Consider the following 23,917-nt stretch of genomic DNA (forward strand, 5'->3'; position numbering starts at 1 on the left):
TTGCTTATGGCGGCCATAGCGGCAGGGCAACTCCTGTTACCCATCCCGAACACAGCAGATAAGCCTGCCCGCGTTCCTTACTGTACTGAAGTGCGCGAGCCTTCGGGAACTCTGGATCGCTGCCATATTCCCTTTCATTTCTTTAATTCTGTTTTTCTCTTTGTTTTTTCCTTTTTCTGATCCTTATTTCCCTTTTAGTCCGCTTGAGCTTAGCCTCGGCCGATAAATGAACTGCCTGCTTTGCGATTATGTCGCAGCTCCCCTAAATCTCCTTTTTTGCTAACGATGTCCAACTCCGGTTGGTTAAGCGAAGCTTTTTGAAAATAAACAGGGTCCGGTGTCTAACCGCAATTTGTCAGTTCATCCCGGTTCCGGTCCCTGCCCCGCAAGGGGCGCGCCAACCCGCCCGCTGCGGCGGGCGGCTTTAAGCTGGCAAGTGGAATATTAAAAAAATCCAATTCGCAGATAATTAGCAGATTATTTTGTTAAATTTTTGAGGAAATTGGGAATCCTGGATTATAATAGTACCTGAAATCAGTAATTCAAAAAACGCACATGAAACTCATCGAGTAACAGGCACAAATAAATGAAAGCACTTTAAAGCACTTTCATGCCAAAGAAAAGATTGGCTTCAGGCTTAATTTGCTGAAGCCTCAAATTATTTGTTTTCCATCTTTCTGTCTTTTCAAGCAAGCAGCTTTAAAATAACATCCTTCCAGCCCATAACAAATACGACCAGGATGATCAGGGGGAGGAAGTATGCAACATAAGGTTTGATCCATTTAGGGAACTTTATTCCCTCTCCGGTATCCGCTTCTTTTATGAAGTTGCTCCAGCCCCAGCCCAGGTCATTGGTACAGAAAAGTACGAAGACCAGTGCGCCCAGGGGAAGCAGGTTGTTGCTCAGGATGAAATCTTCAAGGTCCAGCACAACGGTGCCTTCTCCCAGGGGGGCAAAGCTGTTCCAGGGGCCGAAGCCAAGCGCACAGGGCAGGGAGAGGGCAAATATTCCTATCCCGTTTATCAGGGCGGCTTTCTTCCGGTTCCAGCCCCATTCGTCAATAGTGAAAGCCATTATGTTTTCAAAGACAGCGATCACGGTTGTCATGGTAGCAAATGTAAGGAACATAAAGAATAGGCTGCCCCATAGCTGCCCACCGAGCATCTGGTTGAAGATGTTAGGGAGAGTTACGAAGACCAGGCCCGGGCCGGTTCCTACGTTCACACCGAAGGCAAAGGCTGTGGGAAAGATCACCATGCCTGCCAGCAGGGCAACCAGCGTGTCCAGTGCCATAACATGCAGGGACTCGCCTGTAAGGGAACGCTCCTTTCCAATGTAGCTCCCGAAAATTGCCATGCCACCTAAGCCGAGGCTCAGGGTAAAGAATGCCTGTCCCATGGCGGCATATATTCCTTCCCATCCGAAGTTTGAAAAGTCCGGTTTCAGGTAGAAGCTAAGTCCTGCATCGGCTCCTGGCAGGGTAACGGCTTTGAAGACCAGTATCAAGAGCATGATAAACATGCCTGACATCATGAATTTTCCTACCCTTTCTACACCTTTCTGAAGCCCCAGGGAACAGACGAAAAAGCCCAGGACCACCACGATGGCCATCCAGAAGATCAGTTCTCCGGTACTGCCAAGGAAGGCTCCGAAAGCGGTTCCTATTTCTTCAGGGGCAAGTCCGGAAAAAGCGCCTGTCAGCTCCCTGTAAAAATAGGCAAAGCCCCACCCTGCGACAGTTGTGTAAAACATCATGAGGATGACGTTTCCTATGATTCCCAGGTAGCCGAAGATGTGCCATTTGCTTTTTGCAGGTTCAAGTGCCCGCATGGCTCCTGCTATGTTCTTACGGCCTGCCCTACCTATCGAAAACTCCATTACCATGATCGGAAGGCCGAGTAATAGCAGGAATGCCAAATACACTAAAACGAAAGCAGCTCCTCCGTATTTACCAGTGATGAAGGGAAAACGCCAGACGTTCCCAAGCCCTATTGCACACCCGGCAGAGATTAGCAGGAAGCCTAACCTGCTTCCTAGCTGCTCACGTTCACCCGTTTTTCTTTCTGACATCTTTTTTCTCCTGAATGCTGTATTTTCTCATTCATTCAGTATTTTCGTGGATGTTAGAGGGGATGCTGGATGAATTCTTAATTTTGGTTTAATTTATTAGTGTTACACAGTTTTATGACGATTGTTACATGGACATTATCTATCCAATAATATATTGAATGGTGTTACGCCATGTCCTACGATTACATGTTATGCAAAATCATGCCACACCGTGCCCAGCAATGTAAATTAATCAGCATATTCGCTTAAAAATATATCTTTTTTATATTGACAGATTCCTGCTGAAAATTGCTGATAAACGAACGCTATTTCCTGATATGTAAAGAGGTTTCTATGCAGGAATATGGACTTGAATCTTGAAATTTTTCATTTCTTTTAATGAATGAGTCTTGAATATAATGAGTCTTAAATGAGATGAGAGTATCATAAGTAATTCTTAAAGCTTCAAAATAATCCTTAAGGTTCCCAAATTGGGCTTCTTTTTAGAAGAGTATAAAATGAAATGGAATCAGGCAGAGGAGAGTGCCACGATGGCTTCTGCCAGATCTCCGTTTGAATTCTTAAGGGCTTCTCGAGCTTCCTCTTCGGAAACGCCGGTCTGCTCCATAACCAGTTTGATATCTTCTGTGGGGATTTCCAGTTCTTTCGGGACTTCCTTTGCATCGCCGACGATCTGGTATGTATCGGAACCCTGGACTCTCATGATGGTTACATTTGCATTTTCGATGATTATCCTGGAGTCCGCGGTGTTAATGATTACTTCCTCAACATTATTGAGTTCCTTGACATCTATCCCCATCTGTTTCATCATCTGTTTCATTTTGGCCGGGTTCATTCCCCGGCCTCCCATTCCTGGAATCATAAGATCCCCTTCTCCTTTGTATTTAGTTTCCCCGTGCTTTTTTCTATTCTGGCAGCTTCATAAGCCGCTGCGCGATTTTTGTGTTATCGATTAGTGGCAGCCACCGCAGGTGCCGCATCCGCCTGCACTGGGGTTGCGGATCAGGAATCCTTTCCCGTTTTCATCCTCTATGTAATCGATGCTGCCCTCAGAGAAGCTTTTCTCAATGTCCTTTGCCATGACGAGTTTGATTCCGTTGCTTTCCACTGTAACGTCATCTTCCCCTACTTCATCGTCAAGGGCCAGCCCGTACTGGACTCCGCTGCAGGCTACACCGGCAACAAATATCCTCAGTGCAAGTTCGGGTTTGCCTTCCTGTTCCAGCAGTGTTTTCAGTTCAGCAGCAGCTTTTTCTGTTACTTCGATCATTGTATGTACCTCTTTTATAGTTTTTTAAAATACTTCATCAGTTGAAGACTATAATCCTGTGGAATAAGCCATCCGTTACAGCTTACTGATAACTTCCAAACGTTAAATAGTCTTGCATTATTTTATAACGCTTATAAACAGTCGGTGCCTGTTTTCTCACCTGAAAATAGCCTGTTTTCAAATAAATCCTTTGTGTGAAGCGTGGATTTCTTTTAGCAGGAATCAGGTTGTTCTACGTAAATACATTAATATATCTTCTATATTATATAATTTTCCCTCTATATTTAATCTAAGGACCGCCCTTTACAGGGTATTCACACAAATTCGGCGTCTTCATCCACCGGCTCTTCCAGCACTTCGGCATTGTAAGCATTTATTTCCAGAGAGTTTCGCTTTCCTTTAACTTCCCAGACCGGAATGTACACAAGTTCTACCTCCAGTTCTATCTCATCGGGTTTAGGGCTGATACTCCTTTGTTCGTAGATGATTGCCTGCCCTTCGGTATTGTTGAAGCGCATTTCCCGCGTGTTTTCTTCTACTATTGAATCCAGAAGAATTTTTTCTGCCTGCTTCCTGTCAACGTTGTGCCTCTTAACTTCATACTGCACTGCAGGGATCCGGGTTGGCGTTCCGAGGCCTTCAAGCTCCAGGTCTTCTTTTGTTTTGTTCAGTGCATTCAGGAAACCTTTCCCCTCTCCCGTAATGGTCAGAATTTTGGACCTGACACGCTTTTCAGCTTCTACGGTGTAGGTGTATTTCCAGAATGGCACAAACTTCAGGACCGCATCTTTGGGGCTGCTCAGGTAAGGTTTGGCAATGATGATTGCCTGCTCCTTGGAAATCCTGGGTTCCACCGATTTTATGTTCAGCACATCGTATGAATCTACCCTGGGAATTTCAACGTGTTCCGGCTTCTTTACAGGTTTTCTGTTTTCATAAGCTCCTTCCGACGGCCTGGGCACAAAAGAGGGTTTTTCCTCCTCTTTTTTCAGTTCCTGCAGAGGCACTAGCCCGGCGTTGAACTCCATTTCTTTTCCTGTATACTTTTCTTCGATTTTTTCAATTTCTTCATGTGCTTTTACAGGGAGTTCGGGGGATGTCCAGGTTTCTTTTTCCGGGATTTCGGGTTCCTGAGGAGGAGCTTTAGCTTTCCTTTCCATGTTTGCAAGAACCGCTCTTCCAATCTGCAGGGCCAGCTCGTCCCTGTCCCATACATAGATCCCGAGTTCGGCCGCGTACTCGTTGAACTCTCCTGTGGTTTTCTGGGTCATCACATAGATTCCGGTGCTACCCTTTATCTCTTCGGAAAATGTTTTTATTTCCTCATAGTCAGGCTGTATCGTACACCTGACGTAAGCCTGATGCCTGTTTTTCTCCACAAGGATCTCACAGGAGCCGGATATTGTGACACTGTATCCGGATGATTTGAAGATGTCCACGAGGATTTCTAAAAGGTCTTGCTTCATGATTCTCATTTGCTTTATATCTTGCACAGCTAAAATAGTTTATGTTTACAATTGAAATATAATAATTTCCAGCTTCATGGAACTGCCGGATTTCTACAGGATATCCATTTTTCCCCGGATTTTCCCTGGAACTACAGCTATATAAGAAATCAAAACCTAATCAGGTAGATATGAGCGGGATAAGGCTTGGGGCCGATTCTTTTTCAAGCTACGAAGCCGGCATAAAGAAGGAGTGGGTCATAGGAAACGGGCTTGGAGGATATGCCTCGTCCACGGTTATAGGGGCAGGGGCAAGGACTTATCATGGGCTGCTGGTTGCGGCTCCCAGGGATTCTCCGGGCAGGGTCCTGCTGCTCTCTTCCCTTGATGAAGAGCTTTCCCGTAAAGAAGATTCCCGCAAAGAAGAAGCCTACAGGCTTGCAACCCATAAATATCCGGGTACGGTCTCTCCCACAGGTTTCAACTACCTTAGCAGGTTTGTCCTTGATCCTTTTCCTATCTGGGTGTTTCGGGCCGGGGACTTTACGGTGAAAAAAAAGGTTTTCATGGTCTACGGCAGGAATACAACTGTCATCCTGTATGAGGTCAGTTGCCGGAAGGAGGGGGGTTTTCTGAGGCTCTATCCCCTTGTGAATTCCCGAAGTTTCCACGGGACCACCCGTTCTCAAAACATGTCTTTTTCCCAGGAAGCGGAGAGGAAAGGAATCAGGATAGAAAGTTCGAATGGCTCTGTTTTCTGGCTTTCATCCAATCTTCACTACCGTCCTGACCCCAGGTGGTACTACAATTTTGAGTATGATACTGAAAAGCAAAGAGGGCTTGCCTTCCAGGAAGACAATTTCAACCCCGGGTGCTTTGAAAGCCAGCTGGACCAGGGAACATCCCGCTTCTTTGTTGCCGCTTCTACTGAGGATATCTCATCCTTGACCCTCGAAGTTGCCGAAGAACTCTATACCAGGGCGGTATACCGCCAGAACCTCCTCGCCTTCAATTCAAGGCTTACCGAACCTTTCGCCCTGAAACTCCTCAGGGCAACTGATGCCTTCATTGTGAAGCAGCCTGCTACAGGTGAAAAGACGGTTATTGCCGGCTATCCCTGGTTTTCAGACTGGGGGCGGGATGCCATGATATCTCTCCCCGGACTGGCCCTCATTACCCGCCGTTTTGAGGATGCCAGGTCTATCCTTGAAAACTTTGCCAGGCACTGCCGGAAGGGCCTTATTCCCAATAGCTTCCCGGCTTTCGGAGGAGAAGCCATCTATAACACCGTAGATGCCTCCCTGTGGTTTATTCATGTCCTGGGACGCTATTTTGCATACACGAAGGACCTCGTTTTTCTATCCGATGTCTGGAGCACCGTGGATGATATCATCGAAAACTACTGGAAGGGCACGGATTTCGGGATTGGAATGGATTCTGATTACCTTATCCGCCAGGGTCCCCAGCTTACCTGGATGGACGCAAAAATCGGAGACTTTGAGGTGACCCCGAGGGAGGGAAAGGCATGTGAAATTAATGCCCTCTGGTACAACGCCCTGAAAACTGCTTCTCAAATCGGAAACCTCCTCGGAAAGGATGTTGCTCCTTACGAGACCCTGGCAGCAGGGGCAGCTTCGAACTTTGAAGAGCTTTTCTGGAACCCGGATAAAAACTGCCTCTTTGATCTCGTATCCCTGGACAAAGGCGGAAATCAGGTCAGGGACCCGGCAGTCCGCCCTAACCAGATCCTTGCAGTTGCCCTTCCTTACACAATGCTCTCCTCCGAAAAAGAAAAGGCAATTGTGGACCGGGTCGAACAGGACCTTTTGACCCCCTTCGGGCTCAGGACCCTCTCAAGAGACCACCCCTCCTATATAGGGCGCTATCAGGGTGACCCCAGGAGCAGGGACCTTGCCTACCACAACGGCACGGTCTGGCCCTGGCTCGTTGGGGCTTACGTGAAAGCCTACCGCAAGGTCCACAATTATTCAAAAGAAAGCCTGGAAAACATGCGGGCTCTCATCAAGGGCTTTGACATGAACCTCGAGTCAGGTGGTATCGGTACCATCTCCGAAGTTTTTGACGGGGATTACCCCTATACTCCGGGTGGCTGCATCGCCCAGGCCTGGAGCGTTGCGGAAGTTTTGAGGGCTTATGTGGAAGACGTGCTCGGGATCAAACCCTGAGGCAATTCTGGGATTTCATAATTTTAAAACTCACTCAGAATCTCATTTTGCGTTTGCTTTTCTATCGTCTACAAAGGCTCTTAATTTGAAGGCGTGCCATTTTCCCTGCTGGCTGCCAAAAAGTGTTAATTGATGTTCTTACAAAATTTGATTTACTCATAACGCTGGTTTACTTCTAAAATCATGTAATTTTCTGTCCCCTTTACTCGCAGAAAAGGTTCTATAATTTTTATTATTTATGTTGAAGTTTTACTTATATATTGGAACTTTTTTAAGGTATATCTGGAGATTTTCAGGGTATAAAGCCTTATTAATTTCCTGAAAAGTCGATTATATAATTCTTCTTGAACTACTCTTTTACATCTTTTTTATAAATAGTATGCAAAGTTTTATAACTTACTTACTCAATGTTTTTATGCTTTATTTATATAATATAACTTATTAATGTCTAAAAAAATTTACTATCTATTCTACTACACATTCTTTTCCAAAGGGGAATTTCTGGTGATTGATCATCGAATTATAAGGATTCTAGGAGTAGTTTTTGTACTCTTGCTGCTGGTTTCCAGCCTTACGGCGGCAAAAAGTTCCGCTTCCGAAGGTTCGGGTAGTGTAAGCGCAACGCCAGGGAACGCAGGTGCCAGAATCAGTCAGGCACCTCTGAGTCCCGAATTTGTGGAGTACCAGATGATGAAAAATAAAGGCCTTGAGATTGCCAGGGAAAAAGCTGTTAACGGCCGTGGATTAGGTCTGGTGCCTTCTCCTGTTTCCCTCTCTTATCCCGGAGTTTTGGCAGGTGATTCAGGTGCAGACCTGTCGGAAGATACGGTACAGCTTCTTTTTTCAGATTCCTCAGATGGCCTGCCAGCCTACTATGACCTGCGTGAGCTCGGAAGGGTAACTCCTGTCAAAAATCAGGGGCCTCTGGGCACCTGTTGGGCATTTGCCACTTACGGTTCTCTGGAATCATACCTGGTTTCCGAGCCTGTGCCTGAAGCAAGGGACTTTTCCGAGAACAACATGAATAATTTGCTTTCAAGTGCTGCTCCCGAAGGTTTTGATTTTGCCGAAGGCGGCAACCAGTTCATGTCAACCGCTTATTTAGCACGGTGGAGCGGGCCTGTTGCTGAGAATGACGATCCTTATCTTTCTTCCTCATACTACGCCGGATATCCGGATTATCCTGAACAGAAGCATGTTCAGGAGGTACTTTTCCTTCCCGGGGCCCAGGGGCCTTCTGCCGATGAGTATATCAAGCAGGCAATTATGGACCGCGGTGCCGTGTATTCAACAATGTACATTTCCAGCAGCTACCTAAATTCGATAACAGATGCCTATTACTACAGCGGTAGCGTATCTTCTAACCATGCAATAACAATTGTAGGGTGGGACGACACCTTTTCCAGGGATAACTTCCTGAGTTCTCCTCCCGGAGACGGGGCTTTTATCGTCAAGAACAGCTGGGGAACTTCCTGGGGTGAAAACGGTTATTTCTACATTTCCTACTATGATTCTCGAATAGGGACTTCCAATGCGGTATTCACTGCTGAGGCAGTCGATAACTATGACTGTATTTATCAGTATGATCCGCTTGGCTGGACTACGAATGTAGGTTATGGGACCGGTACGGCCTGGGGTGCCAACGTATTTACCGCTAATAGTGATGAAGAAATTAAGGCAGTAAGCTTTTACACCACAGACTCTAACACTGCTTATGTACTCTATATCTACACAGATCCTGAAAACGGTCCCCTTAATCCCTCTGGCCCTGTTTGCTCCGCATCCGGCACAATTTCCGGCCCCGGATACCACACAGTACCGGTAAACGGAGTTCAGGTCAGGAATGGGCAGAAGTTTTCGGTGGTTGTGAAACTTACAAATCCTGCGGATAGGTATCCTGTGGCTCTTGAAATGCCATTTTCCGGATACAGCAGCAAGGCGAGCGCAAATGCCGGTGAAAGCTATCTCAGCAGCAACGGGGTTTCCTGGAGTGACCTAACCTCTCTTTCCGGGTTTGAAGAATCCAATATCTGTATAAAGGCTTTTGCCATTGAAAATTCCATGGAGATGCACGATGTTGCAGTCGCGGGAATAAGTGCACCTTCCAGGGTTGTTATGGGTGACTCAGCAACTATTGCCGTGACGGTAGAAAACCAGGGAAGCTTTACTGAAACTTTTGACGTCACGCTCTTTTCCGATAATGCAACTCCAGAAAACGGGGATGACGACTTAATCATCGGGACGCAAACTGTTTCATCTCTTGAAGCAGGTGCTTCGAAAACTCTCACCTACACCTGGAACACAGGAAACTCAGGTACCGGGAACCACATCCTTACTGCCACAGCAGAGACAGTAGCTGGTGAATCTGAAACCCTGGACAATTCCATGGCAGTCACGGTTTCGGTAGAGGAAGAGCTGCATGATGTTGCGGTTAAGGCTGTTAGTGCTTCTTCTCAGGTTATTGTCGGGGACCCGGTAGCTGTGAATGTTGTAGTTGAAAACGAAGGAAACCGGGTTGAAACTTTTGAAGTGATGCTGGTTTCAGACAACGCAACCCCGGATAACGGGAATGACGACTTAATTCTCGGGACGAAAACCGTCACATCTCTTGAATCAGCAGGTTCTGAAACGCTTACTTACACCTGGAACACCGAAGGCTCAAATATAGGGGTCCATACCCTTACTGCAACAGCAGGGGCAGTTGCCGGTGAAAACGATCTTTTGGATAATTCTGGGTCAACAGCTACTGTTGTAAAGGAGGAGAGTGCCGCTCCGGAAATGTACGTTTCTGACATTTTCTTCAAGAAAACAGGACCACACCTGAAAGCCATTGTCACTATCAGCGTTGATTCGGACGCTGACAGCATGCCCGAATCTACGGATGCTCCGGCAGGTGGTGCAGAGGTCAGCTTTACTCTTACGTGTCAGGAGGAACAGAGGGCATATACCGGCATTACCGATTCAAGCGGGGTAGTGGAATTCCAGTGGAAGTCGGCTCCAATGGGGACTTACGTGGCTGAGGTTGTCGGTATTTCCCTTAATGGGTATGTCTGGAACTCGGCTCTTGACCTGGATAACCCGGACTCCTATACAAAATAAGTTGATTCCAAGCAGGCTAATAAGTTGATTTCAAGCAGGATAGAGCTTTTTCAGGCTCAAAATTTTCTTTTTTAAGGCGGTAAATACTTTCTTGAAAACTCCTTAAGCCTTCCATAATTTGCTTGAAAACCGATATTTCACCAAAAAAGTAAAGTTTGGCCTTTTTAACGGGCCAAACATTTCTTGTATATATTACAGAGGATCAAGGATAGGTCCCTGTCCCGGACATGGTGTTTCCGTCCCAGGGGATCGTGTGGCTCATGCCGTTCACGGTAAAGGTAAAAGTCAGTGTCCCGTTTTTGTATTTTACCTCGTCCGAGCGCACGGTCACTTTTCCTGTTGCATCTGTTACGGCAGAATCCAGGTCACCGCTTGCCCCGCTCCAGTAGCCTGAGACTGTGGCTCCTTCAACAGGGCTGTTATTGATATCCAGGATTGTCACAACAGCAGTTGCGGACACGAAAGTGTTTTTGCCGGATATTCTTGAACTCGTTGTTACACTTACGTCAGCAATGTGGAGGACGTTTCCGGTAGCTGCTTCCGTGACTTCCACGGTAGCTGCGTCAGTGTCAACTGCATTCTGGTTGTCCGTTACCGTCAGGGTCACGTTATAGGTCCCGGCGATGGAATAGATATGCTCCGGAGTAACCCCGGAACCTGTACTGCCGTCCCCGAAATCCCATTCATACGTAACAATGCTCCCGTCCGTGTCATATGAAGCTGAGCCGTCAAAGCTTACTGCAGTTCCTTCGCTTCCTGTATACGGGCCCCCTGCTTCAGCCACGGGGGGGGTGTTTGGGATCGGAACGTAGTCCAGGGCAGCTTTTGCATCGACTATCCCATATCCGTATTCCGGGTCCCAGCCTGCAGTGCCCATGTCCCTTGCGGTTGCTTCTATCGCAGTCCTTACAGAATCAGGTCCTTCTTTCCCGCTGGCTATCAGCATGGCTGCAATTGCCGAGACGTGCGGGGTTGCCATGGATGTCCCCTCAAAGAACCAGTATCCAATGACTGTCGGGTCTTTTGTTGTGGGGTTGAAAGTGTTCTGGAGGATTCCGTCCCCGTACCCGTCGCCGTTCTGGTCTATGTCCACATCTCCCCCGGGAGCCATGACGTCCAGAGCTGATCCGTAATTGGAATAGTGTGCGCGGCTTCCGTCATATCTTGTGGCTCCTACAGCGATGCATTTTTCGTATGCTGCAGGATAGTTGACTGTTCCCGTCTCATCGTTTCCTGAGGCAGCTACGGTGGTAACACCGTTGTTGTAGGCGTAGTCAAGAGCAGCATCAAGGGCCGGGCCCGGATAGTATCCCGGTGGGAACCCGAGGCTCATGCTAATGACCTTTGCTCCGTTGTCGGTTGCGAAATATATGCCATCTATCAACTGCTGAAGGGTCCCGTTTCCGTTTACATCAAGGACTTTTACGGGCATTATTATGCAGTTGTAGGCCACACCTGCCACGCCTGCGGCGTTGTTCGTGCTCTGGGCCAGGGTGCCTGCCACATGGGTCCCGTGGGAATGGTCATCATTGGCATGGTCATCGTTATTGACAAAGTCGTAGCCGGGAATGAAGTTCGTGTTTGCGAGGTCAGGAGCTCTAATATAAGGGCCGTAATTTTCGTATGCCACTCCGCTGTCCAGTACCGCAACTATAACTCCTTCTCCACTGGAAACGTCCCATGCAGGTTCAGCATTGATCCCGCCTGTACCGCTTTTGAAGTTCCACTGGTAAGGTGTGTAATAAGGATCGTTCGGTACCATGAATGCATGTGAAACTGCATTGGGCACGGCATATTCTACATTGGGATTTTTGCTGTAGATCTCTATCATTTCTTCAACGGTTTTGCTTTTCGGGACCTTAAGCAGCTTGAATCCTGCATAGGGGCTTTCGTATATTTCCAGGGTCCCTTCCCTGGCATTGATCTCTGCAACCTTTTTCCCCGTGGCTCCCGGTTTGAACTTTACTATGATTTCACCGGGGACATATTCTGCAGAAGGAACGTTTACATAAAGTTCTTCATAATTTGCAGTATATACGCTAAGTTCTTCAAGCCCTTCATCCGAACTCTGGAGGTCCAGTGCTGAAACAGGGGCTACCAATCCTGTAAGTGCTAGGAAAATAACCAGCACTATCCGTATCTGATCTTTTAATTCGGTTTTCGTCCTCCCACTCTCCATGAGGTTTTATTTGCGGCTATGGAGAATTTTATCTTCTCCCAGCCCTTGTTTATGGGGTCTGTTTCCTTCATTATGAGGTAATCAAAAAGATCAGGCCCAACTATTATAAACGATTGAAAGCTACTCTATAAAAAAGTTTTGTAATATAACTTTAGTTCCTTTAACTCCTATTTTTATACTATTCATTAGTAATTTATATTAAATGTTTTCTATTGATAACTTTTTATTGTTGAAATGAATCTCTTTTCCAGGCCAACATCTTGTGGAAAAAATTCTTATATTCTTCTATTTTTTTTCCAGTTTGGCAGCCCATTCGGGGAAAAATTATCCCCTTTACTTTTTATACTAGTCGGGCAATCTATTCCCCATGATTGACTTTGACACTCTTAAATATGAAAACGGCCTGATCCTGGGGGTTGTCCAGGACCAGGCGAGCAAGGAGGTGCTTATGTGCGCCTATATGAATCGGGAAGCTCTTGAAAAGACAGTAGAAACCGGAATTGCTCATTTCTGGAGCCGGAGCAGGAAGAGCTTGTGGAAGAAAGGAGAGACCTCGGGGCATTTACAGAAGGTAAAAGAAATCAGGATCGACTGCGACATGGATTCCGTGCTCCTGTTAGTGGAACAGGTGGGCGGGGCATGCCACATGGGATACAGGTCTTGCTTTTACCGAGACCTTGAGGGAAAGGTTGTCGGGGAGAAGGTTTTTGAGCCGGATGAGGTTTACTGATTTGGACAAATTACTGATTTTTTTCAAATCTCCTATTTTCATTTTTTTCCAATTCTTTCGCGTTCTTGAACTTTTGTTCGTTTTTTCCTGACTTTCGGGGATTTTTGCCTCCTTTTTCCTTTCAGCTTCGTTTTAGTACTCCTTTCATCAGAAAAAAAGCCCCAGAAGTTTTATTATATACCTTCCGGCTCTATATCCCCTTATATGGCTGATGAGAAGCGGACATGGAGGATCGTTCCGGATACTAGCGTGATTATCGATGGGCGGCTTTCTTCCCGGATAAAAAGCGGTGAGTTCAGGGGTGCGGAAGTTATTATTCCCGAAGCCGTGGTATCGGAACTGGAAGCCCAGGCAAACAAGGGCAAAGATATCGGGTTTAAAGGGCTTGACGAGCTTTCCGAACTTAGAAAGCTGGCAGACAGGGAAGAAATCGTCCTGAAATTCAGTGGGGTACAGCCCACCATTGAAGAAATCAAGCTTTCGAAGGAAGGCAGGGTTGATGCCCTTATCAGGAGCACTGCCCTTGAGGTAGGGGGTCTTTTTTTAACCGAGGACCGGGTCCAGTCTATCATAGCAGGGGCAAAGGGCCTTGATGTGGAGTATGTGCCTCCCAAGGTAGTGGACCCTTCGGAACTGGGGCCTCTCAAAATCGAACATTTTTTTGCTGATGATACTATGTCCGTGCACCTTAAAAACGGGGTCTCCCCAATGGCCAAGCGGGGCCCTGTGGGAATGGTGCGCTATGTCAGGATAAGGGATGAGCCTATTACATACCCAGAGCTTTCCAGAATCTCAAAGGAACTTCTCGAAAGGGCAAGGGTCGATCCGGAGTCTTTCATCGAGATGTCTTCTGACGGGGCTACGGTCCTGCAGATCCGGAATATGAGGATTGCAATCACACACCAGCCTTTTTCCGATGACATGGAGATTACGGCAGTCAGGCCGACTGTAATTGTAGACCTTGAACAGTACCGCCTGAGCGATAAGCTGAAGGAGCGCATCGTAAGCCAGCGGGGTATTCTTATTGCCGGGCCTCCTGGAGCCGGAAAATCTACCTTTGCGGCCGGGGTTGCCCGCTACCTGAACGAGCGCGGACAGGTTGTCAAGACCATGGAGTCCCCAAGGGACCTGCAGGTGCCCCCTGAGATTACCCAGTATTCTCCCCTGAATGGGAGGATGGAGGATACCGCAGACCTCCTGCTCCTGGTCAGGCCGGACTACACCATTTATGATGAGGTCCGAAAGACCGGGGATTTCCTGATTTTTGCAGACATGCGCCTGGCGGGGGTCGGGATGATAGGGGTCGTGCATGCAACAAGGGCTGTGGACGCAATCCAGCGCCTGATCGGAAGGGTGGAACTGGGCATAATCCCCCAGGTCGTGGATACGGTAATTTTCATCGACAAAGGAGAGGTTGCAAAGGTCCTTGTGCTCGCCTTTACGGTTAAGGTACCTCACGGGATGACCGAGCAGGACCTTGCAAGGCCTGTAATTACCATTGCGGATTTCGAAACCGGGAGGGTCGAGTACGAGATTTACACCTACGGAGAACAGGTCGTTGTCATGCCCATCGGGACTGCCGTAGAAGGCCGGAAACCCGCCTGGAAGCTTGCTGAAGAAGAGATCAAAAATGTCATAAGCAGGTATGCGAAGGGCCCGGTTGAAGTGGAAGTGACATCGGACAGCAGCGCAATCGTGAAGGTCCGGGACGCGGAGATGCGCAAGGTTATAGGCAAAGGCGGAAACGTTATCGACCGGATAGAAAGCATGCTTGGGCTCCACATAGACGTCCGGGAACTTGAACATGAACCTTCAAGGCCTCCGGGAGGCCGAAAGTACGGGGCTGAGGCCGAACCCCCCTCCTTCAAGGCCAGAGCTGCCGGGCCTGAAGCAGGAATCGGTCCTTCTTCTGCCCACCCCCTCATCGAAATGAACAAGAAACACCTGATCCTTGGGGTCCCAGAACTTGCAGGAAAGGATGTGGAAGTTTATGTCGAAGACGAATACCTCTTCAGCGCGACCGTAAGCCGGCATGGGGACGTAAAACTTCGGAGAATTTCGGACCTTGCCTCCGAAATAATGGAGGCCCAGGAAAGAGGAGAAATCATTGAAATCAGGCAGATCTGATCTGCTGCATTCCTTTTTGTTTTTCCCTTTTATCCGGCTCCATTTCATTTTTTTCTCTTCCCGGCCCCCATTTCATCTTTTTCCTTTTCCTGGAATACCTTTCTTTATTTTGTTTATCTCTTTTAATTTTCTAACAATCAGTCCAAAAATTTATATCGTGTGACTGCCTGAATCCATATAAGATATTTTCAATGGGGGACGTGGTTTAATTGGGTAAAATCAATAAGGGAGAGCCAGAATTCAGGGAAGACCTTCAGGGAAGAATTGAGGTTTTTGACCAGAGCATCCGGAGTTTTGAGAAGCGTCTCAGGGCAGTTGAACGCCGCCTGTCGCTGGAAGAGCCTCCTGCGCCGGGGGCAGGGTCTGACTTTCCCGGCCGGCTTGCCGGATCTTTTCAGAATGGGATCCCCGGGGAATTTGCAGGCGAGACAGCTGTTTCTCCACAGGGCCCTTCCGTTTTCCCGGCTGATTCATTTCCTCTTTCCGGGAGTTCTTTTCTTTCCAGTTCCGTTTCCTCCCTTTCGGAAGGGGATGCTTCGAATCTTGCTTTCAGCACCATGGTTTCTTCTGCAGGGGCTTCGGGTTCCTCTGTGGTTTTTTTGAATTCCTCGTCCGAAGTCTCCGCAGGCACTGAAAAAATAAAAGAGCTCAATGCCCTGTTTTCCAGTTTTTCCGAAAGCCTCAATTCCCTTCAGGAAGCCGTTTCCGAGCTTTCGGATTTTGTACATGACAGCCTGCAGCCTGAAATCGAAAGGCTAGGTGAGGAAGTAGAGGGGGTAAAAAAAGAAGAAACTGCGGTAAAGGAGTCTGCAGCAAGACTCAAAACCCGGATTGAAGCTGCCGAAAACCAGAACAGGTTCACCCTCGGTTCAATCAAGGTTCCCGTGGAAGTCTCGGGGGTTGCAGGGGCTTCGGTCCTTTTCCTTACAGGTGTTCTGGTCTGGTCGGGCCGCTGGGATGTCATAAGGTCTCCTTATTTCTCGATGGGGCTTGCGTTTTTGATGGCTGCAGCTGTGTTCTTGAAGTTTTACATGGTTAACCGGAAGCAAAAATCGATGGCAGTTCAGGAGTAAGACCGTGAATACAAAAAGTGGCAGGCATGTAGTAAGCCGAAGTCTGCAATAAGATAAAACTCCTCTCTTGGAATAGCTTGCAAGTGCTGCAAACAGGACAGTTTATGCAGTGTTACGGAAACCCAAACTTTTTATGCCCCGTGAACTCTGCTTTTCTGTCCCTGCCTTTCTAATTCCCGGTAATCTCTGATGCCATGGGACGGAAAAGTCTCTGATCTAAAAAATTAAACATGATACCCGATGATCAAGTCTCTCTTTTAATCCTCCTTTTCTCTAATGAGGCCAATCCAAACACATTTTTTATATATGACTACTCTCATTTATTTAAGCTATCTTACCCCTCCTGGTGATCCCCATTATAGAGCTGATAAAGGCCCTCATTCTGGGCTTTACGGTAGGCATATCTGCCGCCCTTATCCCCGGCCCCATGATGTTCGCAACGGTTGTTACATCCTTTAAAAAAGGCTGGCAGGCAGGGCCTTCAGTATTCATCGGGCACGCCATGGTAGAGTTTACCATATTCCTGCTCATCCTGGCAGGTGCATCATCTTTTATCGGGAAAGGCATGATTTCGTATATGGCCGTAATCGGCGGCCTGGCAATGGCACTTTTCGGGCTGGTGATGATTAAAGGTGCAAAAGAAACCTCTACAATGGATGTTTCTGCTTCAGTCAGAAAATTGAACCTGTCGGTCGGTCCTTTGCCTGCAGGGATTCTAACCTCTGCATTAAATCCTATTTTTCTCGGATGGTGGTTAACAGCAGGCAGCGCTATCGTCCTGCAGGAATACCTTGCCGGCATCCTTGCAGTAGCCGCATTTGTTGCCGGGCACTGGACAGCCGATCTTGGGGTCCTTGTAGCCGTATCATCATCTTTTTCCAGGGGAAAGGAACTGATCTCACAGCGTGCGCATGAAAAGGTGCTTTACCTCTGCGGAGGACTTATGGTGGCCTTTGGCCTTTATTTCCTGTTCAATTACAACAATGTTTCCGCAATGATGTGAGCTCTTCTTTCCTGCCATTTCCGGCGCCGGAAAACCATCAAAAATAGTTTAAGAGAAATAGAAAGCAAAAACAGCGGCTTTTTGTTCTTTCGGGCCCGGGCAGTTTTTGAAACTTCTCAACTCCGGGTTACCTTATCAATTAACTGTGGGTACTTTACCAATTAACTGAAGGTTACCTTATCAATTAACTCCGGGTCACTTTAACAAAGTAATCGTTTTCAAAATCCCGGTAGCCGGTTCTCATCACTTTTATAGCGACATATCCTTCGGCTTTTCCCTGGGGAAGCTCTGGGTTTGCAAGCCTTATAAGGACATTTCCTTCCGTATCCGTAACTCCAAAAACTGCTTTTTTCCGGTCCGGGCTCCAGGCAATTACATTTGCCTCCCCTATCCTCCTGTTATCCCTGTCAAGCACGGTGACCAGGAGGGTCAGGTTTGCATCAAAATATCCATCTGACGCAGGAGGAAATGAAAAAGTGCTCGCGTTTGTTCTGGCATACATGGGTTCGGGTGGGGAGGGCATGCTGGAAATGGCTGAGATGATTGCATAAAACCCTGCAAGGCCAACAATTGAAAGGACTACAATCCTTATCGGAAGCCCGATAGTCCCTGTTTCGTCCCCACTGAGCTTTCCGGGCAGCATATGCACGACCTCTTACCCGATTTTTATCAAAAATTTAAGTTAAAGCCCGGGTTAGCGGGTCTTTATGATCATTATGGCGTCTTTTTTCTCGTAATCATAAAAGCCGTCTGCTAGGATTTTCAGGTCCATTGTCCCTTCATTCTGGTTCGGGTCGAGCCTGACTTTTGCGTCCTCGGGAGTCGTCAGGACCGTAATCCCGTTGATATCCGTATTGTTTGAGGCCGCGCCGCCGAGGCCCCTCAGGATCACATTTGAATCCCTGACCGGGTTTCCGTCCTGGTCTGTTACCCGGACTTTTACAGTCACTGCAAAGGAGTCCTTTGCGGTATCAGCGCTTACTATTATTGAATTTCCTCCCTGCAGGCTTCCTCCTTCCAGGGCGGCTCCGTCCACAAAAACCGACATCTCTTTTGTAGGAGTCGGTATGATCGCAATGAGTGTGGCAAGGGCAACCATCCCAACGACAAGCATAACCACGATGTTGATCGGGAGTTCCATAGCTTTCTCATCGTTCCTGAAAAATTGAAATTTCTTCATGCTTTTCCCCACTTCTTAGTATTTTCCACAATATTTAATGTAAAATCTTTTACATTTACCAGTACTCGATCCCTGTATATAAAATTATTTAATTTTTAGACCAGCAAGTTTTTTTATTGGAAAACCCTTTTATTATTAAGGGGGTGAGCTATATACTTATATACCAGCCTGAACATAAACACACTGAATATTGCATATTCTCCGAATACTGCATTATTCACATTAATTATGAACGAGGGGAAACAGTTTTTTGACGCAAAAATGTTCTGATGACCCAGAAGAATCGGACCATAGACATAGTTTTTTGTGTGTTTTCGGATTGCACAAGTGGAAACGAAAAGGCGGAGCGTTGTGCTTTTTGCCCAAAGTGCTTGAAAAACGGTATGAATGCGTGCGCTGCGGCAAGTCCAAGGTGATTTTTGAAAGGGCGGCAAAGAATTTATAAATTTTCGCTTATCAGGCATTCTTTTTTATCTGGTGGAGGGCTGTAAAGGCTCTGATACCGGGCTTTTTTATAGCCTGGGTTAATTTGCTCGTAAACTTAATCTATTTTAACTTTATTTGTTAGATCTATGAGGCGAATTGCAATTATCGATTATGGGGTCGGAAATCTCCGCAGTGTCCGGAAGGGACTTGAACAGGTGGGGGCCAGTCCCGTAATCTCAGGGGACCCTGAAAAGATCCTTGCCGCTGACGGGGTGATCCTCCCGGGTGTTGGTGCTTTTGTGGACGCAATGAAGTGCCTTGTCCCCCTTAAAGAGACTGTCTACGAGTATGCAAAATCCGGAAAGCCAATGCTCGGCATATGCCTCGGGCAGCAGTTGATGATGAGCTCTTCCGAAGAAGGAAGGCTGACCGAGGGGCTTGGCCTCGTCCCGGGAAGGGTACTCCGTTTTCCCAAATCCGAATTGAAAGTGCCCCACATGGGCTGGAACAATATCAGGATCAAGCAGGACCACCCCCTTTTTGAAGGCATACCCGAAGGCTCTTTCGTGTATTTCGTGCACTCTTACTACGTGGACACAGCCCCCGAAAATACCCTTGCATCATGCGAATACGGGCTGGAATTTGCAGCTTCGGTCGTAAACTCTGCAGGCAACGTTATGGGGACTCAGTTCCATCCGGAGAAAAGCGGAGCGATAGGGCTGCAAATCCTGAAAAACTTTGTCGGAATGTGCTGAATATACTTTCAAAGGAATATGCTGGCAGGCTTTGTAGCTAAAAACGTTATTTTTTATTTTTGCCTTGCATTTGAGTGGTTTGAAAAACTGCATAACCATATGGGTAAACTTCATTACTTTAAATTACGTTGTGTTAAGTTGCATAAGTTGCATTAGGTTGCATTATTTCGGAATGGTCACATTAAGCTTTTAATTTCCCGATTGATGCTTAAGGTCTTATTAATGCTCGAAATACTCCATCAATGCTTTAATTGAGAATAATGTTTTAACTAACCAGTTAGTGCTTGAATTAACTAACCAGTTAGTGCTTGAATTGCGAATGATGTTTTAACTGATCAATCAGTGCTTGGATTGTAAAATTATCCTGTCCCGTCCCCTTTTGGGCAGGAAAAAAGTTATTCTGCGAGAAGATGGTACCATGGATATAGAAGGCTATGCAAAACGGGCTCTCAGGCAGGACCCTGCAAATGAGGCCGGGCTCGAGGCCCAGCTGGCTTCAAGAATTCTCGAAATCAAGAAAATAAGCCATGAAAACGCCCATGAGATCGCTGCAGCGGTCATTACCGAGGCAAAGGCAACCCTCCAGGTGGAAGGGGACGTGTTAAACCCTACACTCTCAGGTGTTTCCATGGGGGAGTTCGGAGTCGGTTCCAGGGGGACCGGAGATTTCTACGTGCACGCCAAACTCGGAGAGGTTATAGGCCAGACCGGAGCGGTTGTGGACAGCTCTCAGCTGGACGATTCAGGGGTCGTGCGGATAGGCAACGAATACCTGGTGGTCACGGTTGACGGCATTCATTCCCGTTTAAGCGACTTCCCCTTCCTTTCCGGGTTCCATGTAGCCAGGGCAGCCCTCAGGGATGTCTATTCTATGGGTGCCCGTCCCCTGGCCATGCTCTCTGACATCCACATTGCAGATGACGGGGACGTGGCAAAGATCTTCGACCATATTGCAGGGATTACCACGGTCTCGGAACTGACCGGCATCCCTCTCATCACAGGCAGCACGCTCCGGATCGGCGGGGACATGGTCATAGGGGACCGCATGACCGGAGGTGTCGGGGCTGTAGGCGTAACCTCTTCCCTTACCTCGCGGAACCAGACCCGTCCCGGAGATTTCATACTTATGACCGAAGGGGCCGGAGGGGGAACAATCTCCACGACTGCGCTCTATTACGGCATGCACGATGTCGTTGAAGAGACCATCAACATACGGTTCCTGGAAGCCTGTGAAGCCCTGCTGAAATCGGGGCTGCACGAGAAAGTCCACTCCATGACCGACGTCACTAACGGAGGAATCCGCGGGGATGCCAGGGAGATCTCAAAGACCGCAGGGGTAAAAATGGTCTTTGAAGAGACAAAGATCAGGGCTCTTGTAAACCCGAAGGTCCTTTCCATGTTAGAGGGTCTGAAAATTGACTATCTGGGCGTGTCCCTGGATGCCCTGCTGGTCATCGTCCCGCCGGAACATGCGGATGCTATCCTTAAGACCGTCCGGGCAGCAGGGGTTGAGATCGACGTCATAGGCCGCGTGGAAGAAGGAAACGGGGCAGAAATTCTCATAAACGGAGAACTCCGGGACTTTGCACCCAGGTTCAGGGAGTCTGCCTATACTCCTGTGAAAAAGGTTCACGGAGAAGAAAATCCCAGGGACTTTGAGGAAATGAGAGCGGCAATCGACAGGGCGGCTGCGGGCTCTATTGAGAAAAAGCAGAAGGTCCTGGAAAAGATCCTTCAGAAACGCTGAACTGACTAAAGAGCAGTAAATTTCTGAAAATTGTATCCCGTAATTGTAACTATAAATAAATTATTGTGCTCGTTTTACGACGAGCACTTCCCTTTCTTTTCCTATAATTTCCACTTCTTCCTCTTTTCCTATCTCTTCTTCGGACCTGGCTTTCCAGTACTCTCCGCTGTAGCGGACATATCCCTGTTTATCAGGCCCAAGCGGGTCGATTGTCCGGGCGGTATCGCCTATGATTGCTCCTATGACCGGTTTTTTCTTCCTCGACTCGGCTACTTTGTAGACTGCAAAGACCAGGAATAGCCCGAAGACTATTGTGGGAGTTACAATGGTCAGGGTAAGAAGTCTCCGGAATTCGGGGGTGTAGAGGTTTTCGGTTCCCATGGGTACGAGGAAGATGCTTCCTATGACAAGGCTGACCAGGCCGGCAATCCCGAAGACCCCAAAGCCCGGGGACTGGATTTCCATGATCATAAGCACTACCCCTACAAGGATGAGGAAAAAGGCCCCTATATTTATGTCAAAACCTGTCCCTATCAAACCGAGCACAATAGCAATGACCCCGAAAAGTTCGGCTCCGGCTCCGGGGTTTGAGATCCCGAAGATTATCCCGTAGAGTCCTATGGTCAGGAGCAGGGAAGAGAGGACCGGGTTTGAGATAAGTCTCAGGAAAGCCAGAGGAAGCGGAGGTTCGTATGTTTCGGTGCTGGCGCCTTCGGTACGGAGAGTCCTTTCCTTTACCTCCTGCCCGTCTGTCTGGGCAAGCAGGTCCGGAACCGAAGTGGCTACGTATTCGATTACGCCGTACTCAAGGGCTTCTTCTGCATTCAGGTTCTTGTTTTTTGTTATGACCTCTTCTGCAAAAGTTTCATTTCTCCCGTGTTTTCTTGCCGTTTCTACCGAGAACTTCACGAGGGCGTTTATGATCTTTTCATCTTCAACGGGTTTTGTTCCTTCGGCAGACATTTGTACGGGCTGGGCCGAACCGATCACCGTGAAAGGCGCCATTGCAGCGATGTCAGTTCCCATCAGGATCAGGGTCCCGGCAGACCAGGCTTTTCCGCTTTCCGGCACGTACCCGATAATGGGGATGCTGGTGTTTTCAATATCTTTTATGATAATCTGGGTCTCTTCCAGGCCTCCTCCCGGAGTGTCCAGGCTGAGGACAAGAGCCTCGAAATTTTCATTTTCGGCTTTTGCTATTGCATCAGCTATTATGTTGTCGGAAGCCGGAGTGACGGCTCCGGAAATCTCAAGTACGAGCACCTTTTCCTGCGGTCCAGCAGCAGCAGGAGTGCCGAATGCTGTCGCAAGGATGCAGCACAGAAAAAAAACAGGGAGGAAACGGGAAGCCCTTTCCACACTCATGTTTATCGTTCCTTTCTTGTTTATACCACGTTCCTTCTGCCCTTCATTCCATTTTCTTTCCGGAAACTGCCTGGGAAAGGGCGGCTATGTTTCCGGTCTCCACGGTTCCGGACTGTGTTACAACTATGAGATTCTTTTCCCTGGCAATCTCGGCAAGAGTCTGAAGCTCCCTTAGCTTGATGGCCGCGGGTACTCCCTGGTAGAGGGTGGCAGCTTCCTTCATTTTCTGGGCGGCCTGGAATTCCCCTTCTGCAAGGATGATCCTGGCCCGCTTTTCCCTTTCTGCCTCCGCCTGCTTTGCAATTGCCCTTTTCATGGTTTCGGGCAGGGCGACGTCCCGGATCGTGACCCCCGTGACCTTGATTCCCCAGGGGTCGGTATAGGCGTCCAGCAGTTCCTGGATGTCCTTGTTGATGTTTTCCCTCTGCGAGAGCAACTCGTCAAGTTCCATCTGACCCAGCACGTCCCTGAGGGTGGTCTGGGAGAGAGTTGAGGTTGCGAACATGTAGTTCTCGACCTGGGTGATGGCGGCTCCGGGCTCCACTACCTTGTAGTAGACAACGGCGTCAACTTCCACTGTCACATTGTCCCGGGTGATCACCGCCTGTTTCGGGACGTCGATCGTAACTATCCTCAGGTCGATTTTTATTGCCTTATCGACAAAAGGGATAATCAGGAAAATCCCCGGCCCTTTTACTCCGCTAAGGCGGCCCAGCCTGAAAATAACTACGCGCTCATATTCATTCACCATTTTTATTGACTGTGAGAGTATTAATAACACAACTACTAATACAGGAATTAAAAATTGACCGAAAAGACCGTCCATGTATCATGCCCCTTTTATTTCTTTATATTAGAATTGGGCTTATCAATAAATAATTATTCTTTATCCGGGGAATTATGCCTGAAAATTCCTGCTTTTTAAGCATTTCCGGGTCTAAAAGTTTTGAATCGTGGAATCTCCTTTAAAATCCTGCAGATAGATATAAGAATCCTTCCTGATTCCGGATTTTTTCCATAAATGGTGCTTGCCACTCTTTACCGGGTACTATACGGAGCCGGGCCCTGGCAAATAAATTATATTTAGCATGCAGAAGATACTAACATGCAGAAGATACTAGCATACAGAAGATGCTAACATTCAGCGGATATAGGGCGGTGAAGGAGTAGAAGGGCATCGCAGGTGTCTATTTGATCCGGACCAGAACCGGGGTCAGGCAGTGATTTGTAAGCAGGTTTAAAGGCAGATAGCGCAGAATCG

At 47.7% G+C, this 23,917-nt stretch carries 17 protein-coding genes and 1 rRNA gene; 9 read left to right on the forward strand and 9 right to left on the reverse strand.

Features of this window, described 5'->3' with window-relative positions; translation table 11 throughout:
• Positions 1–5: 5 nt before the first annotated feature.
• Positions 6–128 (forward strand): 5S ribosomal RNA (gene rrf / locus FTO70_RS07025).
• A 557-nt stretch (positions 129–685) separates the two neighbouring features.
• On the opposite strand, the gene FTO70_RS07030 is transcribed toward rrf, so the two are convergent.
• From FTO70_RS07030 to FTO70_RS07045, 4 genes are all read right to left on the reverse strand, one after another.
• Positions 686–2,071: a sodium-dependent transporter gene (locus FTO70_RS07030; protein ID WP_255335039.1), complete on the reverse strand. Its 1,386-nt coding sequence runs from the start codon at positions 2,069–2,071 to the stop codon at positions 686–688.
• Between the two features lie 508 nt (positions 2,072–2,579).
• Entirely contained in the window at positions 2,580–2,933 is a 354-nt protein-coding gene (locus FTO70_RS07035; RefSeq protein WP_255335040.1) for a nascent polypeptide-associated complex protein, read from the reverse strand.
• A 90-nt stretch (positions 2,934–3,023) separates the two neighbouring features.
• Entirely contained in the window at positions 3,024–3,341 is a 318-nt protein-coding gene (locus FTO70_RS07040) for an iron-sulfur cluster assembly accessory protein (RefSeq protein ID WP_255335041.1), read from the reverse strand.
• A 314-nt stretch (positions 3,342–3,655) separates the two neighbouring features.
• Positions 3,656–4,816 carry a hypothetical protein gene (locus tag FTO70_RS07045; RefSeq protein ID WP_255335042.1) on the reverse strand — a complete coding sequence of 387 codons (1,161 nt, stop codon included), beginning with the start codon at positions 4,814–4,816 and terminating at the stop codon, positions 3,656–3,658.
• 161 nt (positions 4,817–4,977) lie between these two features.
• On the opposite strand from FTO70_RS07045, the gene FTO70_RS07050 reads away from it, so the two are divergent.
• Both FTO70_RS07050 and FTO70_RS07055 read left to right on the forward strand, forming a co-directional pair.
• Entirely contained in the window at positions 4,978–6,972 is a 1,995-nt protein-coding gene (locus FTO70_RS07050; protein ID WP_255335043.1) for an amylo-alpha-1,6-glucosidase, read from the forward strand.
• Between the two features lie 504 nt (positions 6,973–7,476).
• Positions 7,477–10,071, forward strand: coding sequence for a lectin like domain-containing protein (locus FTO70_RS07055; RefSeq protein ID WP_255335044.1), 2,595 nt, complete (start codon positions 7,477–7,479; stop codon positions 10,069–10,071).
• A 202-nt stretch (positions 10,072–10,273) separates the two neighbouring features.
• Here the strand turns inward: FTO70_RS07055 and FTO70_RS07060 are convergent, their stop codons facing one another.
• Positions 10,274–12,250: a S8 family serine peptidase gene (locus FTO70_RS07060; protein WP_255335045.1), complete on the reverse strand. Its 1,977-nt coding sequence runs from the start codon at positions 12,248–12,250 to the stop codon at positions 10,274–10,276.
• 367 nt (positions 12,251–12,617) lie between these two features.
• On the opposite strand from FTO70_RS07060, the gene hisI reads away from it, so the two are divergent.
• The 4 genes from hisI (at position 12,618) to FTO70_RS07080 (ending at position 17,183) form a co-directional block, all read left to right on the forward strand.
• A complete protein-coding gene (gene hisI, locus FTO70_RS07065; protein WP_255335046.1) occupies positions 12,618–12,980 on the forward strand; it encodes a phosphoribosyl-AMP cyclohydrolase in 363 nt (120 codons plus the stop codon).
• Between the two features lie 204 nt (positions 12,981–13,184).
• Positions 13,185–15,107 (forward strand): PINc/VapC family ATPase, encoded by a 1,923-nt coding sequence (locus tag FTO70_RS07070; RefSeq protein ID WP_255335047.1) that lies wholly within the window; start codon positions 13,185–13,187, stop codon positions 15,105–15,107.
• 209 nt (positions 15,108–15,316) lie between these two features.
• Complete coding sequence (locus FTO70_RS07075) at positions 15,317–16,180, forward strand: hypothetical protein (protein ID WP_255335048.1); 864 nt, start codon at positions 15,317–15,319, stop codon at positions 16,178–16,180.
• A gap of 346 nt (positions 16,181–16,526) precedes the next feature.
• On the forward strand, positions 16,527–17,183 hold the full coding sequence (locus FTO70_RS07080; RefSeq protein ID WP_369694345.1) for a LysE family transporter: 657 nt from the start codon (positions 16,527–16,529) through the stop codon (positions 17,181–17,183).
• Positions 17,184–17,367: 184 nt separating this feature from the next.
• On the opposite strand, the gene FTO70_RS07085 is transcribed toward FTO70_RS07080, so the two are convergent.
• Positions 17,368–17,826: a hypothetical protein gene (locus FTO70_RS07085; RefSeq protein WP_255335049.1), complete on the reverse strand. Its 459-nt coding sequence runs from the start codon at positions 17,824–17,826 to the stop codon at positions 17,368–17,370.
• 51 nt (positions 17,827–17,877) lie between these two features.
• The gene (locus tag FTO70_RS07090) at positions 17,878–18,363 is read right to left on the reverse strand and encodes an Ig-like domain-containing protein (protein ID WP_255335050.1); all 486 of its coding nucleotides are present in this window, start codon (positions 18,361–18,363) and stop codon (positions 17,878–17,880) included.
• 572 nt (positions 18,364–18,935) lie between these two features.
• Here FTO70_RS07090 and hisH point away from each other — a divergent pair.
• Positions 18,936–19,544, forward strand: coding sequence for an imidazole glycerol phosphate synthase subunit HisH (hisH, locus tag FTO70_RS07095; protein WP_255335051.1), 609 nt, complete (start codon positions 18,936–18,938; stop codon positions 19,542–19,544).
• A 418-nt stretch (positions 19,545–19,962) separates the two neighbouring features.
• Positions 19,963–21,291: an AIR synthase-related protein gene (locus FTO70_RS07100; protein WP_255335052.1), complete on the forward strand. Its 1,329-nt coding sequence runs from the start codon at positions 19,963–19,965 to the stop codon at positions 21,289–21,291.
• Between the two features lie 60 nt (positions 21,292–21,351).
• Here FTO70_RS07100 and FTO70_RS07105 read toward each other — a convergent pair whose 3' ends face one another.
• Complete coding sequence (locus FTO70_RS07105) at positions 21,352–22,656, reverse strand: nodulation protein NfeD (RefSeq protein ID WP_255335053.1); 1,305 nt, start codon at positions 22,654–22,656, stop codon at positions 21,352–21,354.
• Between the two features lie 43 nt (positions 22,657–22,699).
• The gene (locus FTO70_RS07110; protein WP_255335054.1) at positions 22,700–23,482 is read right to left on the reverse strand and encodes a slipin family protein; all 783 of its coding nucleotides are present in this window, start codon (positions 23,480–23,482) and stop codon (positions 22,700–22,702) included.
• Between the last annotated feature and the right edge of the window lie 435 nt (positions 23,483–23,917).

It is taken from the genome of Methanosarcina sp. KYL-1, assembly GCF_024372725.1.
Taxonomy (GTDB): domain Archaea; phylum Halobacteriota; class Methanosarcinia; order Methanosarcinales; family Methanosarcinaceae; genus Methanosarcina.

What these genes read in the sequence shown, in the direction of transcription:
- FTO70_RS07040 (WP_255335041.1), bottom strand. Translation starts at nt 3,341, where the DNA reads ATGATCGAAGTAACAGAAAAAGCTGCTGCTGAACTGAAAACACTGCTG.
- FTO70_RS07030 (WP_255335039.1), bottom strand. Translation starts at nt 2,071, where the DNA reads ATGTCAGAAAGAAAAACGGGTGAACGTGAGCAGCTAGGAAGCAGGTTA.
- hisI (WP_255335046.1), top strand. Translation starts at nt 12,618, where the DNA reads ATGATTGACTTTGACACTCTTAAATATGAAAACGGCCTGATCCTGGGG.
- FTO70_RS07085 (WP_255335049.1), bottom strand. Translation starts at nt 17,826, where the DNA reads ATGCTGCCCGGAAAGCTCAGTGGGGACGAAACAGGGACTATCGGGCTT.
- FTO70_RS07090 (WP_255335050.1), bottom strand. Translation starts at nt 18,363, where the DNA reads ATGAAGAAATTTCAATTTTTCAGGAACGATGAGAAAGCTATGGAACTC.
- FTO70_RS07060 (WP_255335045.1), bottom strand. Translation starts at nt 12,250, where the DNA reads ATGGAGAGTGGGAGGACGAAAACCGAATTAAAAGATCAGATACGGATA.
- FTO70_RS07110 (WP_255335054.1), bottom strand. Translation starts at nt 23,482, where the DNA reads ATGGACGGTCTTTTCGGTCAATTTTTAATTCCTGTATTAGTAGTTGTG.
- FTO70_RS07035 (WP_255335040.1), bottom strand. Translation starts at nt 2,933, where the DNA reads ATGATTCCAGGAATGGGAGGCCGGGGAATGAACCCGGCCAAAATGAAA.
- FTO70_RS07100 (WP_255335052.1), top strand. Translation starts at nt 19,963, where the DNA reads ATGGATATAGAAGGCTATGCAAAACGGGCTCTCAGGCAGGACCCTGCA.
- FTO70_RS07045 (WP_255335042.1), bottom strand. Translation starts at nt 4,816, where the DNA reads ATGAGAATCATGAAGCAAGACCTTTTAGAAATCCTCGTGGACATCTTC.
- FTO70_RS07070 (WP_255335047.1), top strand. Translation starts at nt 13,185, where the DNA reads ATGGCTGATGAGAAGCGGACATGGAGGATCGTTCCGGATACTAGCGTG.
- FTO70_RS07105 (WP_255335053.1), bottom strand. Translation starts at nt 22,656, where the DNA reads ATGAGTGTGGAAAGGGCTTCCCGTTTCCTCCCTGTTTTTTTTCTGTGC.
- FTO70_RS07050 (WP_255335043.1), top strand. Translation starts at nt 4,978, where the DNA reads ATGAGCGGGATAAGGCTTGGGGCCGATTCTTTTTCAAGCTACGAAGCC.
- hisH (WP_255335051.1), top strand. Translation starts at nt 18,936, where the DNA reads ATGAGGCGAATTGCAATTATCGATTATGGGGTCGGAAATCTCCGCAGT.